Source organism: Citrobacter portucalensis (genome assembly GCF_002042885.1).
GTDB classification, from domain to species: Bacteria; Pseudomonadota; Gammaproteobacteria; order Enterobacterales; family Enterobacteriaceae; genus Citrobacter; species Citrobacter portucalensis.
This window is the reverse complement of sequence record NZ_MVFY01000003.1, coordinates 114,602-130,061: the sequence shown is the minus strand read 5'-3', so window position 1 is coordinate 130,061 and position 15,460 is coordinate 114,602. Positions and strand designations below refer to the sequence as shown.

The following is a 15,460-nucleotide window of genomic DNA, read 5'->3' as shown; positions in this document are numbered from 1 at the left end:
GTCGCAAATGGCGAAAGAGAAAAAACGTGGCTTTTTTTCCTGGCTGGGCTTTGGTCAAAAAGAGCAGGCACCGGAAAACGAGACAGAAGTAAAAAACGAAGAACAACAACCGGTTGCTGAAGAAACTACCGTCGTTGACGAACAACCGCACGTCGAGGAAACCCGTAGCGAGGCTGAAACGCAAGCCTTTGCAGCTGAAGTCGTTGAAGTAACTGAACAGGTTGCGGAAATCGAAAAACTGCAGCCGGAAGAAGAACCTGTCGGCGAACAAGTGCAGCCGGAGATTGAGCCGGTTGCTGAACCCGTTGCTGAAACTGTAGTGGAAACGCCAGCAGCGGTGGTTATCGAACGCGAAGAATTGCCGCTGCCGGAAGAGGTGAAAACTGAAGACGTTTCTGCCGAAGAGTGGCAGGCCGAAGCGGAAACCGTGGAAATCGTTGAGGCGGCTGAAGAAGAAGCTGAAAACGAACCGCAGCTGACCGACGAAGATCTGGAAGCACAGGCGCTGGCCGCTGAGGCTGCTGAAGAAGCGGTTATGGTGGTGCCGGTAGAAGAACCTGCTGTAGAAGAACCGGTAGAAGAAGAGGCGGTCCAGGAGCAGGAAAAACCAACCAAAGAAGGTTTCTTTGCGCGTCTGAAACGCAGCCTGCTGAAAACAAAAGAAAACCTCGGTTCCGGATTTATCAGTCTGTTCCGTGGTAAAAAGATCGACGATGATCTGTTTGAAGAGCTAGAAGAGCAACTGCTGATCGCTGATGTGGGTGTAGAAACGACCCGCAAAATCATTGCGAATCTGACGGAAGGCGCCAGCCGCAAGCAGCTTAAAGATGCGGAAGCGCTGTACGGTCTGTTGAAAGAAGAGATGGGCGAGATTCTGGCGAAGGTTGACGAACCGCTGAACGTTGATGGCAAAACACCATTTGTTATCTTAATGGTTGGCGTCAACGGCGTGGGCAAAACCACCACTATTGGTAAGCTGGCGCGTCAGTTTGAGCAGCAGGGTAAATCGGTAATGCTGGCGGCAGGTGATACTTTCCGTGCGGCGGCGGTAGAACAGCTGCAGGTTTGGGGTCAGCGTAACAACATCCCGGTGATTGCTCAGCATACTGGCGCGGATTCCGCGTCCGTTATCTTTGATGCCATCCAGGCGGCGAAGGCGCGTAACGTAGACGTGCTGATCGCTGATACCGCAGGGCGTTTGCAGAATAAATCGCACCTGATGGAAGAATTGAAAAAAATCGTTCGCGTCATGAAGAAGCTGGACGAAGATGCGCCGCATGAAGTTATGCTGACTATCGACGCCAGCACCGGGCAGAATGCGATAAGCCAGGCCAAACTGTTCCATGAAGCGGTGGGCTTAACCGGTATCACCCTGACCAAGCTGGACGGTACGGCGAAGGGCGGGGTTATCTTCTCGGTAGCCGATCAGTTTGGCATCCCTATCCGCTATATCGGTGTGGGCGAACGTATCGAGGATTTACGTCCGTTTAAAGCGGACGATTTTATAGAGGCACTTTTTGCCCGAGAGGATTAACAATGATTCGCTTTGAACATGTCAGCAAGGCCTATCTCGGTGGGAGACAAGCGCTGCAGGGAGTGACCTTCCATATGCAGCCTGGCGAGATGGCGTTTCTGACCGGCCACTCCGGCGCGGGGAAAAGTACCCTGCTGAAGCTGATTTGTGGAATTGAACGGCCCAGCGCCGGGAAAATCTACTTTAGCGGGCATGACATCAGCCGTTTGAAAAACCGTGAAGTGCCGTTTCTGCGTCGTCAGATTGGCATGATTTTTCAGGATCACCACCTGTTGATGGACAGAACCGTGTTTGACAACGTGGCAATCCCGCTAATCATCGCGGGTGCCAGCGGGGACGATATTCGTCGTCGCGTGTCAGCGGCGCTGGATAAGGTCGGGCTGTTGGACAAAGCGAAAAACTTCCCGATTCAGCTCTCCGGCGGTGAACAACAACGCGTCGGCATCGCCCGTGCGGTGGTGAACAAACCTGCGGTGCTGCTGGCGGATGAACCAACGGGGAACCTGGATGACGCGCTGTCAGAAGGGATCCTTCGCCTGTTCGAAGAGTTTAACCGCGTCGGGGTCACGGTATTAATGGCCACGCACGATATTGGTCTGATCTCCCGTCGCTCCTATCGCCAAATGGTTCTGAGCGATGGACATCTGCATGGAGGCCTGGCGCATGAATAGACGTGACGCTATTAACCAAATCAAACAGTTCGGTGGCCGACTGGATCGCTTTCGTAAATCGGGCGGTGCGTCGGGTGACGGCGGTCGCAACGCGCCAAAGCGTGCGAAAGCCGCGCCAAAGCCGAACTCGCGTAAAACTAATGTCTTTAACGAGCAGGTACGTTATGCGTTTCAGGGCGCGTTACAGGACCTGAAAAGCAAGCCGCTGGCGACGTTTCTGACGGTGATGGTCATTGCCATCTCCCTGACGCTGCCAAGCGTATGCTACATGGTTTATAAGAACGTAAACCATGCGGCAAGCCAGTATTATCCGTCTCCGCAGATCACCGTTTACCTGCAAAAAACGCTGGATGATGATGCGGCGGCGCGGGTGGTTGGTCAGTTGCAGGCCGAGCAGGGCGTGGAGAAAGTGAATTATCTTTCTCGTGACGACGCGCTGGGCGAATTCCGTAACTGGTCTGGCTTTGGCGGCGCGCTGGATATGCTGGAAGAGAACCCGCTTCCGGCCGTGGCGGTTGTTATCCCGAAACTGGACTTCCAGGGTACGGAGTCGCTGAACACGCTGCGTGACCGCATCGCACAAATCAACGGTATTGATGAAGTGCGAATGGATGACAGCTGGTTCGCTCGCCTGGCGGCGCTGACGGGCCTTGTCGGACGCGTTTCAGCGATGATCGGCGTGCTGATGGTGGCTGCGGTCTTCCTAGTCATCGGTAACAGCGTGCGGCTGAGTATTTTTGCGCGACGCGATACCATTAACGTGCAAAAACTGATTGGCGCGACGGATGGATTTATCCTGCGTCCGTTCCTCTACGGCGGTGCACTGCTCGGTTTTTCCGGTGCATTTCTTTCACTGATTTTGTCAGAAATTTTGGTGATGCGTCTGTCGTCAGCGGTGACTGAGGTGGCACAGGTATTTGGAACCAAGTTTGATATCAATGGCTTATCATTCGACGAGTGCCTGTTATTGCTGCTGGTGTGCTCAATGATTGGCTGGGTGGCAGCCTGGCTTGCCACGGTTCAACATTTACGCCACTTTACCCCCGATTAAAAAATCTCTGGTATAATCTTTCCCTGCACTGAGTAGTTCGCTCTGCAGGGAAAGAGTCCCTGTGATCTCTTCCCGGCGTATTCATTGTGATGTCACATTTTGTGCGTAATCTATACACATTACGACATGGAACTTGTGGATAAAATCACTGTCTGATAAAAGATTGAATGATATTCTCGTTGCTCATAAGCTCTGGCATGGTTGTTGCTACTGGTTTTTGTTAATTAGTTTTTAGCCAATGCGCCAGATGAAAAGATTGAGAGGATTTGAATGACCAAAGAAATGCAAAATTTAGCTTTAGCCCCTGTTGGTAACCTGGAATCTTACATCCGGGCTGCGAACGCGTGGCCGATGTTGTCGGCTGACGAGGAGCGGGCACTGGCTGAAAAGCTGCATTACCAGGGCGATCTGGAAGCAGCTAAAACGCTGATCCTGTCTCACCTGCGCTTTGTTGTTCATGTTGCTCGTAATTATGCGGGCTATGGCCTGCCGCAGGCGGATCTGATTCAGGAAGGTAATATCGGCCTGATGAAAGCTGTGCGCCGTTTCAACCCGGAAGTGGGTGTGCGCCTGGTTTCCTTCGCCGTGCATTGGATCAAAGCTGAGATCCACGAATACGTTCTGCGTAACTGGCGTATCGTTAAAGTCGCGACCACCAAAGCACAGCGTAAGCTGTTCTTTAACCTGCGTAAAACCAAACAGCGTCTGGGCTGGTTTAACCAGGACGAAGTTGAAATGGTTGCTCGCGAGCTGGGTGTTTCCAGCAAAGACGTGCGCGAAATGGAGTCCCGTATGGCGGCACAGGACATGACGTTTGACATGTCTTCAGACGATGAGTCTGACAGCCAGCCGATGGCCCCGGTGCTGTATCTGCAGGATAAATCTTCTAACTTTGCCGACGGCATTGAAGAAGATAACTGGGAAGATCAGGCCGCGAACAAACTGACCCACGCAATGGAAGGTCTGGACGAGCGTAGCCAGGACATCATTCGTGCCCGTTGGCTGGACGAAGACAACAAGTCGACGTTGCAGGAACTGGCCGATCGCTACGGCGTTTCCGCTGAACGTGTTCGTCAGCTTGAAAAGAACGCCATGAAAAAACTGCGCGCGGCGATCGAAGCGTAATCTTCGCGCATTGCCAATGAACCCTCGAATGTGAATTCGGGGGTTTTGTTTTTTGTAGGCCGGATAAGGCGTTTACGCTGCCATCCGGCAACACCTTTGCCCGATGGCGCTTTGCTTATCGGGCCTACGACCTTTCCTCCCCTCCCCAGATACGAATTTGTTATCTGGATGTAAATTTAGCTATTCCAAAATAATAAAAATCGGGTATGTTTTAGCAGAGTATGCTGCTAAAGCACGGGTGGCTATCCAATAATCGAAATAAAGTGCTGAACAACAACATCACAACACACGTAATAACCACAATAATGGGGATTGTCAGGATGAATATGAAGGGTAAAGCGTTATTGGCAGGATGTATCGCCCTGTCTTTGAGCAATATGGCGTTTGCTAAGGATATTAAAGTTGCCGTCGTCGGCGCGATGTCCGGTCCGGTAGCGCAGTATGGCGATCAGGAATTTACTGGCGCAGAGCAGGCGATTGCAGATATCAACGCCAAAGGCGGCGTGAAAGGCGACAAACTGGTCATGGTGAAATATGACGATGCCTGTGACCCGAAACAAGCGGTAGCGGTAGCTAACAAAGTGGTCAATGACGGGATTAAATATGTTATCGGCCACCTGTGCTCGTCTTCCACTCAGCCTGCGTCAGATATCTATGAAGACGAAGGCATTCTGATGATCACCCCAGCGGCAACGGCGCCTGAGCTGACCGCGCGCGGCTATAACCTGGTGATGCGTACCACCGGTCTGGATTCCGATCAGGGCCCAACTGCTGCCAAATATATCGTTGAAAAAGTGAAGCCGAAGCGCATTGCGATCGTTCACGACAAACAACAGTACGGTGAAGGCCTGGCGCGTTCCGTGCAGGATAACCTCAAGAAAGCCAACGCTGACGTGGTGTTCTTCGACGGAATCACCGCCGGTGAAAAAGACTTCTCGACGCTGGTGGCGCGTCTGAAGAAAGAGAATATCGATTTCGTTTACTACGGTGGTTACCACCCGGAAATGGGGCAGATTCTGCGCCAGGCACGCGCTGCGGGTCTGAAAACCCAGTTTATGGGACCAGAAGGGGTAGCGAACGTGTCGCTGTCTAACATCGCGGGTGAGTCTGCAGAAGGCTTACTGGTAACGAAACCGAAGAACTACGATCAGGTTCCGGCGAACAAACCGATTGTGGACGCGATCAAAGCCAAGAAACAGGATCCGAGCGGCGCATTCGTATGGACCACCTACGCCGCGCTGCAATCCTTACAGGCCGGTCTGAACCAGTCTGACGACCCGGCTGAAATTGCCAAATACCTGAAAGCAAACTCAGTGGAAACCGTAATGGGGCCGCTGTCATGGGATGCGAAGGGCGATCTGAAAGGCTTCGAATTCGGCGTGTTTGACTGGCATGCAAACGGGACGGCGACCGACGCCAAATAATTTTCCTGGCGCCTTTCGCGCTGCAGATGCGTTGGCTACGTTATTCAACCCCGGTCACTTACTTATGTAAGCTCCCGGGGACTTCATAACTTGCCGCCTTCCTGCAACGTGAAATTCTTGGAAAATTGCGAGATGGTTTTTTATTTTTTGCTCCCAGCATGTAGGCCGGACAAGCGTCAGCGCCATCCGGCTTTTTTATCTTTTTTCCCAGCCATTCTCCTGGGCTGTAAACCCTAATGCCTGCATAAACGCGGCCATCACGCTGCGGTCTTCAACGCCGACGTCGGCCATCCACCATGAACTCACGTCAGGGTTTTCCCGGATGACTTCTTCGATCAAATACTGCCCGACGCCGCGACGGCGGGTGATATCGCGTACGCGCAATGAATCTAATGCACCTTGCGTGCCGCTCAGGGTTACGCGAACTGCGCCTAACAGACGCTCGTTAAAGCGTGCGGCGTAGATCCGGTGCGTTTCATCTACGCTTAACGATGAGGCGGAATATTCCGGCCAGATTTTGCCCAGATCAATCTGGTCCTGGTCGCTAAAGCTATCTAAACGAACGATGGTCAGCTTCATTAACAGCATGTCCAAATCACAAAAGATGGAATGAGTGTACCGAAATAATTCGCCCGGATGCTTTCTCTTTTTTATGTGAATAACCAGATTAATAATTTTGTAACAACGGTAATGACAGTTTGAAACCGTAGAGATTGAAAAACAGGCAGAATAATACCCTGGAATGCAGCATTTTATTCGGCTCTTTGTGCCGTTATTTTATGCTGACAAACGTGCTTTTTTTTGTTTATCTATAGTGAAAAGCAGAATATTATCTTTTCTTAATCGACTGAAAAATAGAGATTTTAGCCTGATTTTGCTTAAAAAACTGCGCTAAACCATTAATGAGACTGGTAAAAATAGTGTAGTTCAAAAAAAGCACAGACTGCTTTTTAACCACATAAATACAAAATATTAATTACGTCACGAATGGGGATTCAGGTAATGAAACGGAATGCGAAAACAATCATCGCAGGGGTGATAGCACTGGCAATGTCACACGCGGTCATGGCGGAAGATATCAAGGTCGCTGTTGTCGGCGCGATGTCAGGTCCGGTCGCGCAGTGGGGCGATATGGAATTTAATGGCGCACGTCAGGCCATTAAAGATATCAATGCCAAAGGCGGGGTCAAAGGCGACAAGCTGGTTGCTGTGGAATATGACGATGCCTGCGATCCGAAACAGGCCGTTGCGGTAGCGAACAAAATCGTCAATGACGGCATTCAGTACGTTATTGGACATCTGTGCTCATCTTCCACGCAACCCGCATCAGATATCTATGAAGATGAAGGCATTCTGATGATTTCTCCGGGTGCCACAAACCCGGAACTGACCCAGCGCGGTTACGCTCACATTATGCGTACAGCGGGTCTGGACTCCTCTCAGGGGCCGACCGCCGCGAAATACATTCTGGAGAAGGTGAAGCCACAGCGTATCGCCATCATTCACGATAAACAGCAATACGGTGAAGGTCTGGCGCGTTCGGTGCAGGACAGCCTGAAAGCGGGCAAAGCCAACATCGTTTTCTTTGACGGTATCACCGCCGGGGAAAAAGATTTTTCTGCGCTGATCGCTCGCCTGAAAAAAGAAAATATCGACTTTGTTTATTACGGCGGCTACTACCCGGAAATGGGGCAAATGCTGCGCCAGGCGCGTTCCGTCGGACTGAAAACCCAGTTTATGGGACCTGAGGGCGTCGGCAATGCGTCGCTGTCTAACATCGCCGGTGATGCTGCTGAAGGCATGCTGGTAACCATGCCAAAACGCTATGACCAGGATCCGGCGAATAAGGCTATCGTCGATGCGCTCAAAGCTGACAAGAAAGATCCAACCGGACCATACGTGTGGATCACTTATGCAGCCGTCCAGTCATTGGCGACAGCAATGGATCGCAGCGGTAGTAAAGAGCCGCTGGACCTGGTGAAAGATCTGAAAGCACACGGGGCTGATACCGTGATTGGGCCGCTGAAATGGGACGAAAAAGGCGATTTAAAGGGATTTGAGTTTGGTGTCTTCCAGTGGCATGCAGACGGTTCTTCGACCGTTGCGAAGTAATACCTGAAGACGAGTTATCCCACCGCCCGTGCAAAACGGGCGGGTTTAAAAAGGTTACCTTATGTCCGAGCAGTTCCTCTATTTCTTGCAGCAGATGTTTAACGGCGTCACGCTGGGAAGCACCTACGCGCTGATCGCCATCGGTTACACGATGGTGTACGGCATTATCGGCATGATCAACTTCGCCCACGGCGAGGTGTATATGATCGGCAGCTATGTCTCCTTTATGATCATCGCAGCGCTTATGATGATGGGCATCGATTCCAGCTGGCTACTGGTCGCGGCGGGCTTCGTCGGTGCGATTGTCATTGCCAGCGCCTACGGCTGGAGCATTGAACGCGTGGCGTATCGGCCCGTGCGCAGCTCCAAGCGCCTGATCGCGCTGATTTCCGCTATCGGGATGTCCATCTTCCTGCAAAACTACGTCAGCCTGACGGAAGGTTCGCGCGACGTGGCGCTGCCCAGCCTGTTTAATGGCCAGTGGACTGTCGGCAGTAGCGATAACTTCTCTGCTTCCATCACCACCATGCAGTTGGTTATCTGGATCGTAACCTTCCTGGCGATGCTGGCGCTGACGCTGTTTATCCGTTACTCCCGTATGGGCCGCGCCTGCCGTGCCTGTGCCGAAGACCTGAAGATGGCCAGCCTGCTCGGCATTAACACCGATCGCGTGATTGCGCTGACCTTTGTGATTGGTGCGGCAATGGCGGCGGTTGCGGGCGTGCTGCTCGGTCAGTTCTATGGCGTAATTAACCCATACATCGGCTTTATGGCCGGGATGAAGGCCTTTACCGCGGCGGTACTGGGCGGCATCGGCAGCATTCCAGGGGCGATGATCGGCGGCCTGATTCTGGGCGTTGCGGAAGCGCTCTCCTCTGCTTATCTGAGTACTGAATACAAAGACGTTGTTTCATTCGCGCTGCTGATTCTGGTGCTGCTGGTGATGCCGACCGGTATTCTGGGTCGCCCGGAGGTAGAGAAAGTATGAAACCGATGCATTTTGCAATGGCGCTGCTCTCTGCCGCTATGTTCTTCGTCCTGGCGGGCGTTTTTATGGGCGTTCAGTTAGAGCTGGACGGTACCAAGCTGGTGGTCGATACCGCCGCGGATATCCGCTGGCAGTGGGTGTTTATCGGCACTGGCGTGGTCTTTCTTTTCCAACTGCTGCGTCCAGCCTTCCAGAAAGGCCTGAAGAGCGTCTCCGGACCAAAGTTTATTCTGCCGGCGATTGATGGCTCCACCGTTAAACAGAAGCTGTTCCTGGTGGCGCTGCTGGTGATTGCCGTGGCGTGGCCGTTTATGGTGTCACGCGGTACGGTGGATATCGCCACGCTGACGATGATTTATATCATCCTCGGCCTCGGCTTAAACGTGGTGGTAGGGCTTTCGGGCCTGCTGGTGCTGGGATACGGCGGCTTCTATGCCATCGGCGCTTACACCTTCGCGCTGCTGAACCACTATTACGGACTCGGCTTCTGGACTTGTCTGCCGCTGGCGGGACTGGTTTCCGCTGCTGCGGGCTTCCTGCTCGGCTTCCCGGTACTGCGCCTGCGCGGTGATTATCTGGCGATTGTGACCTTAGGCTTCGGCGAAATCGTCCGCATCCTGCTGCTCAACAACACCGAAGTAACCGGCGGTCCAAACGGTATTAGCCAGATCCCGAAACCGACCTTTTTCGGTCTGGAGTTCAGCCGTACCGCCCGTGAAGGCGGCTGGGATACCTTCAGCAACTTCTTTAACGTCAAGTACGATCCGTCTGACCGCGTCATTTTCCTCTATCTGGTGGCGCTGCTGCTGGTGGTCTTCTCGCTGTTTGTTATTAACCGTTTGCTGCGTATGCCGCTGGGTCGTGCGTGGGAAGCGCTGCGTGAAGATGAAATTGCCTGTCGCTCGCTGGGCTTAAACCCTACGCGCATCAAGCTGACAGCCTTTACCATCAGCGCCGCGTTTGCCGGTTTTGCCGGTACGCTGTTTGCCGCGCGCCAGGGCTTCGTCAGCCCGGAATCCTTCACCTTTGCCGAGTCGGCCTTTGTGCTGGCGATTGTGGTACTGGGCGGAATGGGCTCGCAGTTTGCGGTGATCCTCGCTGCCATCCTGCTGGTGGTGTCACGCGAACTGATGCGTGATTTCAATGAATACAGCATGTTAATGCTGGGTGGTTTAATGGTACTGATGATGATCTGGCGTCCGCAGGGCTTGTTGCCGATGACCCGTCCACAGTTGAAGCTGAAAAACGGGGAAGCAAAAGGAGAGCAGGCATGAGTCAGCCATTATTATCCGTTAACGGCCTGATGATGCGCTTCGGCGGTCTGCTGGCGGTAAACAACGTTGAACTGGAACTGCGACCGCAGGAGATTGTCTCGTTAATCGGCCCGAACGGTGCGGGGAAAACCACGGTCTTTAACTGTCTGACCGGTTTTTATAAGCCGACCGGCGGGACGATTAAGCTGCGCGACCAGCACCTGGAAGGGCTGCCGGGTCAGCAAATCGCGCGTATGGGCGTGGTACGTACTTTCCAGCACGTGCGTCTGTTTCGCGAAATGACGGTGATTGAAAACCTGCTGGTGGCGCAACATCAGCAACTGAAAACTGGCGTTTTCTCCGGCCTGTTGAAAACCCCGTCGTTCCGTCGCGCGCAGAGTGAAGCGTTGGATCGCGCCGCTACCTGGCTTGCGCGTATTGGCTTGCTGGAGCATGCCAACCGTCAGGCCAGTAACCTGGCCTATGGCGATCAGCGCCGTCTGGAAATTGCCCGCTGCATGGTGACCCAGCCGGAAATCCTGATGCTCGACGAACCCGCTGCTGGACTCAACCCGAAAGAGACCAAAGAGCTGGACGAGCTGATTGCTGAACTGCGTAACCATCACAACACCACCATTTTGTTGATTGAGCACGACATGAAGCTGGTGATGGGGATTTCTGACCGTATTTACGTGGTGAACCAGGGCACGCCGCTGGCAAATGGGACGCCGGAACAGATTCGTAATAACCCGGATGTTATCCGCGCCTATTTAGGTGAAGCATAATGGGGGCGAGGATTAATATGGATAAGGCGATGTTATCGTTCGACAAAGTCAACGCCCACTACGGCAAGATACAGGCGCTGCACGACGTCAGCTTGTATATCAACCAGGGTGAAATCGTTACTCTGATTGGTGCTAACGGCGCGGGAAAAACCACGCTGCTCGGCACATTGTGTGGCGACCCGCGAGCGACCAGCGGGAGAATCGTCTTTGATGGTAAAGACATTACCGACTGGCAGACGGCGAAAATCATGCGCGAAGCGGTAGCGATTGTGCCGGAAGGGCGTCGCGTGTTTTCCCGCATGACGGTGGAAGAGAACCTGGCGATGGGCGGCTTCTTTGCCGAAAAGGACCAGTTTCAGGAACGCATCAAATGGGTGTATGACCTGTTTCCCCGTCTGCATGAGCGTCGTATTCAGCGTGCGGGAACGATGTCCGGCGGTGAACAGCAGATGCTGGCGATAGGCCGCGCGCTGATGAGCCAGCCGAGGCTGCTACTGCTTGATGAACCGTCGCTGGGTCTGGCGCCGATTATCATCCAGCAGATTTTTAACACCATCGAACAGCTGCGCGAGCAGGGGATGACCATCTTCCTCGTCGAACAGAACGCTAACCAGGCGCTGAAGCTCGCCGATCGCGGCTACGTGCTGGAAAACGGTCATGTGGTGCTGGAAGACACCGGTGATGCGTTACTGGCTAACGAAGCGGTGCGTAGTGCGTATCTGGGCGGTTAACCATTCTCTGAATAGACAAGGGGCCGCTGTGGCCCCTTTTTATTGCTCTATGTTATTATTGAGAATAGTTATCAATAATAAAAATGAACATGGAGAAAGGATGATTCGTTCAGGTACCCGCATGATGATTGGCAGTTTGTTTTTGACGCTTTCATTAACTACCCTGGCCTCAACACCGCCAGCGTTTGACCCGCGCGATCCCGCTATCTGGGAAGAGAAACCGGACAACCCGTTAGTGCAATCCGACTCGCCCTGCGAAGTGTTTACCAGCTCGGTATGCCCAGGCTGGGATGATGATAAATCGGATATCCAACGTGAACGTGAGCGGCGAGAGCAGCAGCGTTTACAGAATGAATATGAGCGACGCTGGCGTCGGGATTAATCTTCCTTGCTGGAGCAGCAGATAACGCCATCCAGGCCGGAGAAGGTATAGCGATATCCGGCTTTGTTGTGCACCACCCCGCATTTTCCTGTCACTACGCTTTCACCGCCTTGCCATCTGTTTGTCGCCTTACTATCTTTTTTTTGTAATAAAAAAGTTATTTTTCTGTCATTCGAGCATGTCATGTTACCCCCGCGAGCATAAAACGCGTGATATCGCGCATCCGGCACAACAAGAGAGATAACCGATGATATCGTTACGACATACAGCTTTAGGACTGGCACTTAGCCTGGCATTTGCAGGTCAGGCACTGGCGGTCACCACTATCCCGTTCTGGCACTCAATGGAAGGCGAACTGGGTAAAGAAGTTGATTCACTGGCGCAACGTTTTAATGCAGCCAATCCCGACTACAAAATTGTTCCGCAGTACAAAGGCAACTACGAGCAGAGCCTGAGTGCAGGAATTGCTGCTTTCCGTACCGGAAACGCGCCTGCGCTACTGCAGGTTTATGAAGTGGGTACGGCAACCATGATGGCCTCAAAAGCCATTAAACCGGTCTATGAAGTATTCAAAGAGGCTGGGATTAACTTCGATGAGTCTCAGTTCGTACCGACGGTTTCCGGTTACTACACCGACTCTAAAAGCGGACACTTGCTCTCCCAGCCGTTTAACAGCTCCACTCCGGTGCTGTACTACAACAAAGATGCCTTCAAAAAAGCCGGTTTAGACCCGGAGCAGCCGCCGAAAACCTGGCAGGATCTGGCGGAGTACACCGCGAAGCTGAAAGCCGCAGGCATGAAGTGCGGTTACGCCAGCGGCTGGCAGGGATGGATTCAGATTGAAAACTTCAGCGCCTGGAACGGTCTGCCGGTAGCAACCAAAAACAATGGCTTTGACGGTACCGACGCGGTGCTGGAGTTCAATAAACCGGAACAGGTGAAACACATCGCTCTGCTGGAAGAGTTGAACAAAAAAGGTGATTTCAGCTACTTCGGGCGTAAGGACGAATCCACTGAGAAGTTCTACAACGGGGATTGTGCCATTACCACCGCCTCTTCCGGTTCGCTGGCCGACATCCGCCACTACGCTAAATTCAATTATGGCGTCGGGATGATGCCGTACGATGCCGACGTGAAGGGCGCGCCGCAGAATGCGATTATCGGTGGGGCCAGCCTGTGGGTGATGCAGGGTAAAGACAAAGCAACCTACGAAGGCGTGGCGCAGTTCCTCAACTTCCTGGCGAAGCCTGAAATTGCTGCTGAATGGCACCAGAAGACCGGCTATCTACCGATCACCACCGCTGCCTACGACCTGACCCGTGAACAGGGCTTCTATGAGAAGAACCCTGGGGCTGATATCGCCACCCGCCAGATGCTGAACAAGCCGCCGTTGCCGTTCACCAAAGGGCTGCGTTTGGGCAATATGCCGCAGATCCGCACTATTGTGGATGAAGAGCTGGAAAGCGTCTGGACTGGGAAGAAAACCCCGCAGCAGGCACTGGATGCCGCCGTTGAGCGTGGCAATCAGTTACTGCGCCGCTTTGAGCAATCGACCAAGTCTTAAGTGTATAAGTGCCTGATGGCGCTGTGCTTATCAGGCCTACAAGTTTGTAGTTTGTAGGCCGGATAAGGTGCTTGCACCGCCATCCGGCACCTTCCAGGAAAAGAACCTACATGTCTTCATCCCGTCCGGTATTCCGCTCGCGTTGGCTTCCCTATTTATTGGTGGCTCCGCAGCTGGTTATCACCGTTATTTTCTTTATCTGGCCCGCCGGTGAAGCGTTGTGGTACTCGCTACAATCCGTTGATCCGTTTGGTCTTTCCAGCCAGTTTGTCGGACTGGAAAACTTTGTCGCGCTGTTTCATGACCCGTACTACCTCGACTCATTTTGGACCACCATTAAGTTCAGTACGTTAGTCACGGTAAGTGGTCTGCTGGTGTCGTTATTTTTTGCGGCGCTGGTGAATTACGTGGTGCGCGGCAGCCGTTTTTACCAGACGCTGATGCTGTTGCCATACGCCGTCGCGCCTGCCGTCGCCGCCGTATTGTGGATCTTCCTGTTTAACCCAGGACGTGGGCTGATTACCCATTTTCTCGGTGAGTTTGGCTATGACTGGAACCATGCGCAAAACAGCGGTCAGGCGATGTTCCTGGTGGTGTTTGCATCGGTCTGGAAGCAGATTAGTTACAACTTCCTGTTCTTCTTTGCCGCACTGCAGTCTATCCCGCGATCGCTGATCGAAGCTGCTGCGATTGATGGCGCAGGGCCGGTTCGCCGCTTCTTTAAGCTGGCGCTGCCGTTGATAGCCCCGGTCAGCTTCTTTCTGCTGGTGGTGAATCTGGTTTATGCCTTCTTTGATACCTTCCCGGTTATCGATGCCGCCACGGCGGGTGGGCCGGTGCAGGCGACGACCACGCTGATTTATAAGATCTACCGTGAAGGGTTTGTCGGGTTGGATCTGGCTTCTTCCGCCGCACAATCGGTGGTGCTGATGTTCCTGGTCATTATTTTGACGGTGGTGCAGTTCCGCTATGTGGAAAGTAAGGTGCGTTACCAATGATTGAGAACCGTCGTGGGCTGACAATATTCAGCCATGCCATGTTGATTATGGGGATCATGGTGATCCTGTTTCCGCTGTACGTCGCGTTTGTCGCGGCGACGCTGGACAATAAAGCGGTGTTTGAAACGCCGATGACGCTGGTTCCCGGCACGCAGTTGCTGGAGAACATGAAATACATCTGGGTCAACGGTGTGGGCGTCAACAGCGCGCCGTTCTGGTTGATGATGCTTAACAGCTTCATCATGGCGTTCAGTATTACGGTAGGGAAAATCACCGTCTCCATGCTCTCCGCATTCGCCATCGTCTGGTTCCGTTTTCCGCTGCGCAACCTGTTCTTCTGGATGATTTTTATCACCCTGATGCTGCCGGTTGAGGTGCGAATCTTCCCCACCGTGGAGGTTATCGCCAACCTGAAAATGCTCGACAGCTATGCGGGTCTGACGCTGCCGTTGATGGCATCGGCTACTGCGACCTTCCTGTTCCGACAGTTCTTTATGACCCTGCCGGATGAGCTGGTTGAGGCCGCGCGAATTGACGGTGCGTCACCGATGCGTTTTTTCCGCGATATCGTACTACCACTGTCAAAAACCAATCTGGCGGCGCTGTTCGTTATCACCTTTATCTACGGCTGGAACCAGTATTTGTGGCCGTTGTTAATTATTACCGACGTCAATTTGGGCACTGCGGTGGCGGGTATCAAAGGCATGATTGCCACTGGTGAAGGCACCACCCAATGGAATCAGGTAATGGCAGCCATGCTGCTGACGCTTATCCCTCCGGTAATCATCGTGTTAGCCATGCAGCGTGCCTTCGTACGCGGTCTGGTCGATAGTGAGAAATAA

The 15,460-nt window shown here is 53.1% G+C and carries 15 protein-coding genes; 14 read left to right on the top strand and 1 reads right to left on the bottom strand.

What is annotated here, in order from left to right:
* The first annotated feature begins 7 nt into the window (after nucleotides 1–7).
* The 5 genes from ftsY to livJ all read left to right on the top strand — a co-directional run bounded on the left by ftsY (nucleotide 8) and on the right by livJ (nucleotide 5,805).
* A complete protein-coding gene (ftsY, locus tag BZK40_RS05685) occupies nucleotides 8–1,534 on the top strand; it encodes a signal recognition particle-docking protein FtsY (RefSeq protein ID WP_079934306.1) in 1,527 nt (508 codons plus the stop codon).
* A 2-nt stretch (nucleotides 1,535–1,536) separates the two neighbouring features.
* Nucleotides 1,537–2,205 (top strand): cell division ATP-binding protein FtsE, encoded by a 669-nt coding sequence (gene ftsE, locus BZK40_RS05680; protein WP_003023420.1) that lies wholly within the window; start codon nucleotides 1,537–1,539, stop codon nucleotides 2,203–2,205.
* Nucleotides 2,198–3,256 carry a permease-like cell division protein FtsX gene (ftsX, locus tag BZK40_RS05675; RefSeq protein ID WP_003827568.1) on the top strand — a complete coding sequence of 353 codons (1,059 nt, stop codon included), beginning with the start codon at nucleotides 2,198–2,200 and terminating at the stop codon, nucleotides 3,254–3,256. The genes ftsE and ftsX overlap by 8 nt, the downstream gene beginning before the upstream one ends.
* Nucleotides 3,257–3,526: 270 nt before the next feature.
* A complete protein-coding gene (gene rpoH, locus BZK40_RS05670) occupies nucleotides 3,527–4,381 on the top strand; it encodes an RNA polymerase sigma factor RpoH (protein ID WP_003023425.1) in 855 nt (284 codons plus the stop codon).
* Between the two features lie 320 nt (nucleotides 4,382–4,701).
* Nucleotides 4,702–5,805, top strand: coding sequence for a branched chain amino acid ABC transporter substrate-binding protein LivJ (livJ, locus tag BZK40_RS05665; RefSeq protein WP_139153507.1), 1,104 nt, complete (start codon nucleotides 4,702–4,704; stop codon nucleotides 5,803–5,805).
* Between the two features lie 195 nt (nucleotides 5,806–6,000).
* On the opposite strand, the gene panM is transcribed toward livJ, so the two are convergent.
* Nucleotides 6,001–6,384, bottom strand: coding sequence for an aspartate 1-decarboxylase autocleavage activator PanM (panM, locus tag BZK40_RS05660; RefSeq protein WP_079934385.1), 384 nt, complete (start codon nucleotides 6,382–6,384; stop codon nucleotides 6,001–6,003).
* Between the two features lie 423 nt (nucleotides 6,385–6,807).
* Here panM and livK point away from each other — a divergent pair, with 423 nt between their 5' ends.
* The 9 genes from livK to ugpE all read left to right on the top strand — a co-directional run bounded on the left by livK (nucleotide 6,808) and on the right by ugpE (nucleotide 15,460).
* Nucleotides 6,808–7,917 carry a high-affinity branched-chain amino acid ABC transporter substrate-binding protein LivK gene (gene livK / locus BZK40_RS05650; RefSeq protein ID WP_003023433.1) on the top strand — a complete coding sequence of 370 codons (1,110 nt, stop codon included), beginning with the start codon at nucleotides 6,808–6,810 and terminating at the stop codon, nucleotides 7,915–7,917.
* 61 nt (nucleotides 7,918–7,978) lie between these two features.
* On the top strand, nucleotides 7,979–8,905 hold the full coding sequence (gene livH / locus BZK40_RS05645) for a high-affinity branched-chain amino acid ABC transporter permease LivH (RefSeq protein WP_003827575.1): 927 nt from the start codon (nucleotides 7,979–7,981) through the stop codon (nucleotides 8,903–8,905).
* Nucleotides 8,902–10,179: a branched chain amino acid ABC transporter permease LivM gene (livM, locus tag BZK40_RS05640; protein ID WP_048215381.1), complete on the top strand. Its 1,278-nt coding sequence runs from the start codon at nucleotides 8,902–8,904 to the stop codon at nucleotides 10,177–10,179. Before livH ends, livM begins: the two co-directional genes overlap by 4 nt.
* Entirely contained in the window at nucleotides 10,176–10,943 is a 768-nt protein-coding gene (gene livG, locus BZK40_RS05635) for a high-affinity branched-chain amino acid ABC transporter ATP-binding protein LivG (RefSeq protein ID WP_003827578.1), read from the top strand. Before livM ends, livG begins: the two co-directional genes overlap by 4 nt.
* Nucleotides 10,944–10,960: 17 nt before the next feature.
* Nucleotides 10,961–11,674 (top strand): high-affinity branched-chain amino acid ABC transporter ATP-binding protein LivF, encoded by a 714-nt coding sequence (gene livF / locus BZK40_RS05630; RefSeq protein ID WP_003827581.1) that lies wholly within the window; start codon nucleotides 10,961–10,963, stop codon nucleotides 11,672–11,674.
* Nucleotides 11,675–11,774: 100 nt separating this feature from the next.
* Entirely contained in the window at nucleotides 11,775–12,056 is a 282-nt protein-coding gene (locus BZK40_RS05625; protein WP_079934305.1) for a hypothetical protein, read from the top strand.
* A gap of 247 nt (nucleotides 12,057–12,303) precedes the next feature.
* Nucleotides 12,304–13,620 (top strand): sn-glycerol-3-phosphate ABC transporter substrate-binding protein UgpB, encoded by a 1,317-nt coding sequence (ugpB, locus tag BZK40_RS05620; protein WP_003827583.1) that lies wholly within the window; start codon nucleotides 12,304–12,306, stop codon nucleotides 13,618–13,620.
* Nucleotides 13,621–13,730: 110 nt separating this feature from the next.
* A complete protein-coding gene (ugpA, locus tag BZK40_RS05615) occupies nucleotides 13,731–14,618 on the top strand; it encodes a sn-glycerol-3-phosphate ABC transporter permease UgpA (RefSeq protein ID WP_003837841.1) in 888 nt (295 codons plus the stop codon).
* Entirely contained in the window at nucleotides 14,615–15,460 is an 846-nt protein-coding gene (ugpE, locus tag BZK40_RS05610; RefSeq protein WP_003023450.1) for a sn-glycerol-3-phosphate ABC transporter permease UgpE, read from the top strand. Before ugpA ends, ugpE begins: the two co-directional genes overlap by 4 nt.

Excerpts from the sequence above, each read along its gene's own strand:
- rpoH (WP_003023425.1), top strand. The coding sequence starts at position 3,527 with ATGACCAAAGAAATGCAAAATTTAGCTTTAGCCCCTGTTGGTAACCTG.
- livK (WP_003023433.1), top strand. The coding sequence starts at position 6,808 with ATGAAACGGAATGCGAAAACAATCATCGCAGGGGTGATAGCACTGGCA.
- BZK40_RS05625 (WP_079934305.1), top strand. The coding sequence starts at position 11,775 with ATGATTCGTTCAGGTACCCGCATGATGATTGGCAGTTTGTTTTTGACG.
- livH (WP_003827575.1), top strand. The coding sequence starts at position 7,979 with ATGTCCGAGCAGTTCCTCTATTTCTTGCAGCAGATGTTTAACGGCGTC.
- livF (WP_003827581.1), top strand. The coding sequence starts at position 10,961 with ATGGATAAGGCGATGTTATCGTTCGACAAAGTCAACGCCCACTACGGC.
- livG (WP_003827578.1), top strand. The coding sequence starts at position 10,176 with ATGAGTCAGCCATTATTATCCGTTAACGGCCTGATGATGCGCTTCGGC.
- livM (WP_048215381.1), top strand. The coding sequence starts at position 8,902 with ATGAAACCGATGCATTTTGCAATGGCGCTGCTCTCTGCCGCTATGTTC.
- ftsY (WP_079934306.1), top strand. The coding sequence starts at position 8 with ATGGCGAAAGAGAAAAAACGTGGCTTTTTTTCCTGGCTGGGCTTTGGT.
- ugpB (WP_003827583.1), top strand. The coding sequence starts at position 12,304 with ATGATATCGTTACGACATACAGCTTTAGGACTGGCACTTAGCCTGGCA.
- livJ (WP_139153507.1), top strand. The coding sequence starts at position 4,702 with ATGAATATGAAGGGTAAAGCGTTATTGGCAGGATGTATCGCCCTGTCT.
- panM (WP_079934385.1), bottom strand. The coding sequence starts at position 6,384 with ATGAAGCTGACCATCGTTCGTTTAGATAGCTTTAGCGACCAGGACCAG.
- ftsX (WP_003827568.1), top strand. The coding sequence starts at position 2,198 with ATGAATAGACGTGACGCTATTAACCAAATCAAACAGTTCGGTGGCCGA.
- ugpA (WP_003837841.1), top strand. The coding sequence starts at position 13,731 with ATGTCTTCATCCCGTCCGGTATTCCGCTCGCGTTGGCTTCCCTATTTA.
- ugpE (WP_003023450.1), top strand. The coding sequence starts at position 14,615 with ATGATTGAGAACCGTCGTGGGCTGACAATATTCAGCCATGCCATGTTG.
- ftsE (WP_003023420.1), top strand. The coding sequence starts at position 1,537 with ATGATTCGCTTTGAACATGTCAGCAAGGCCTATCTCGGTGGGAGACAA.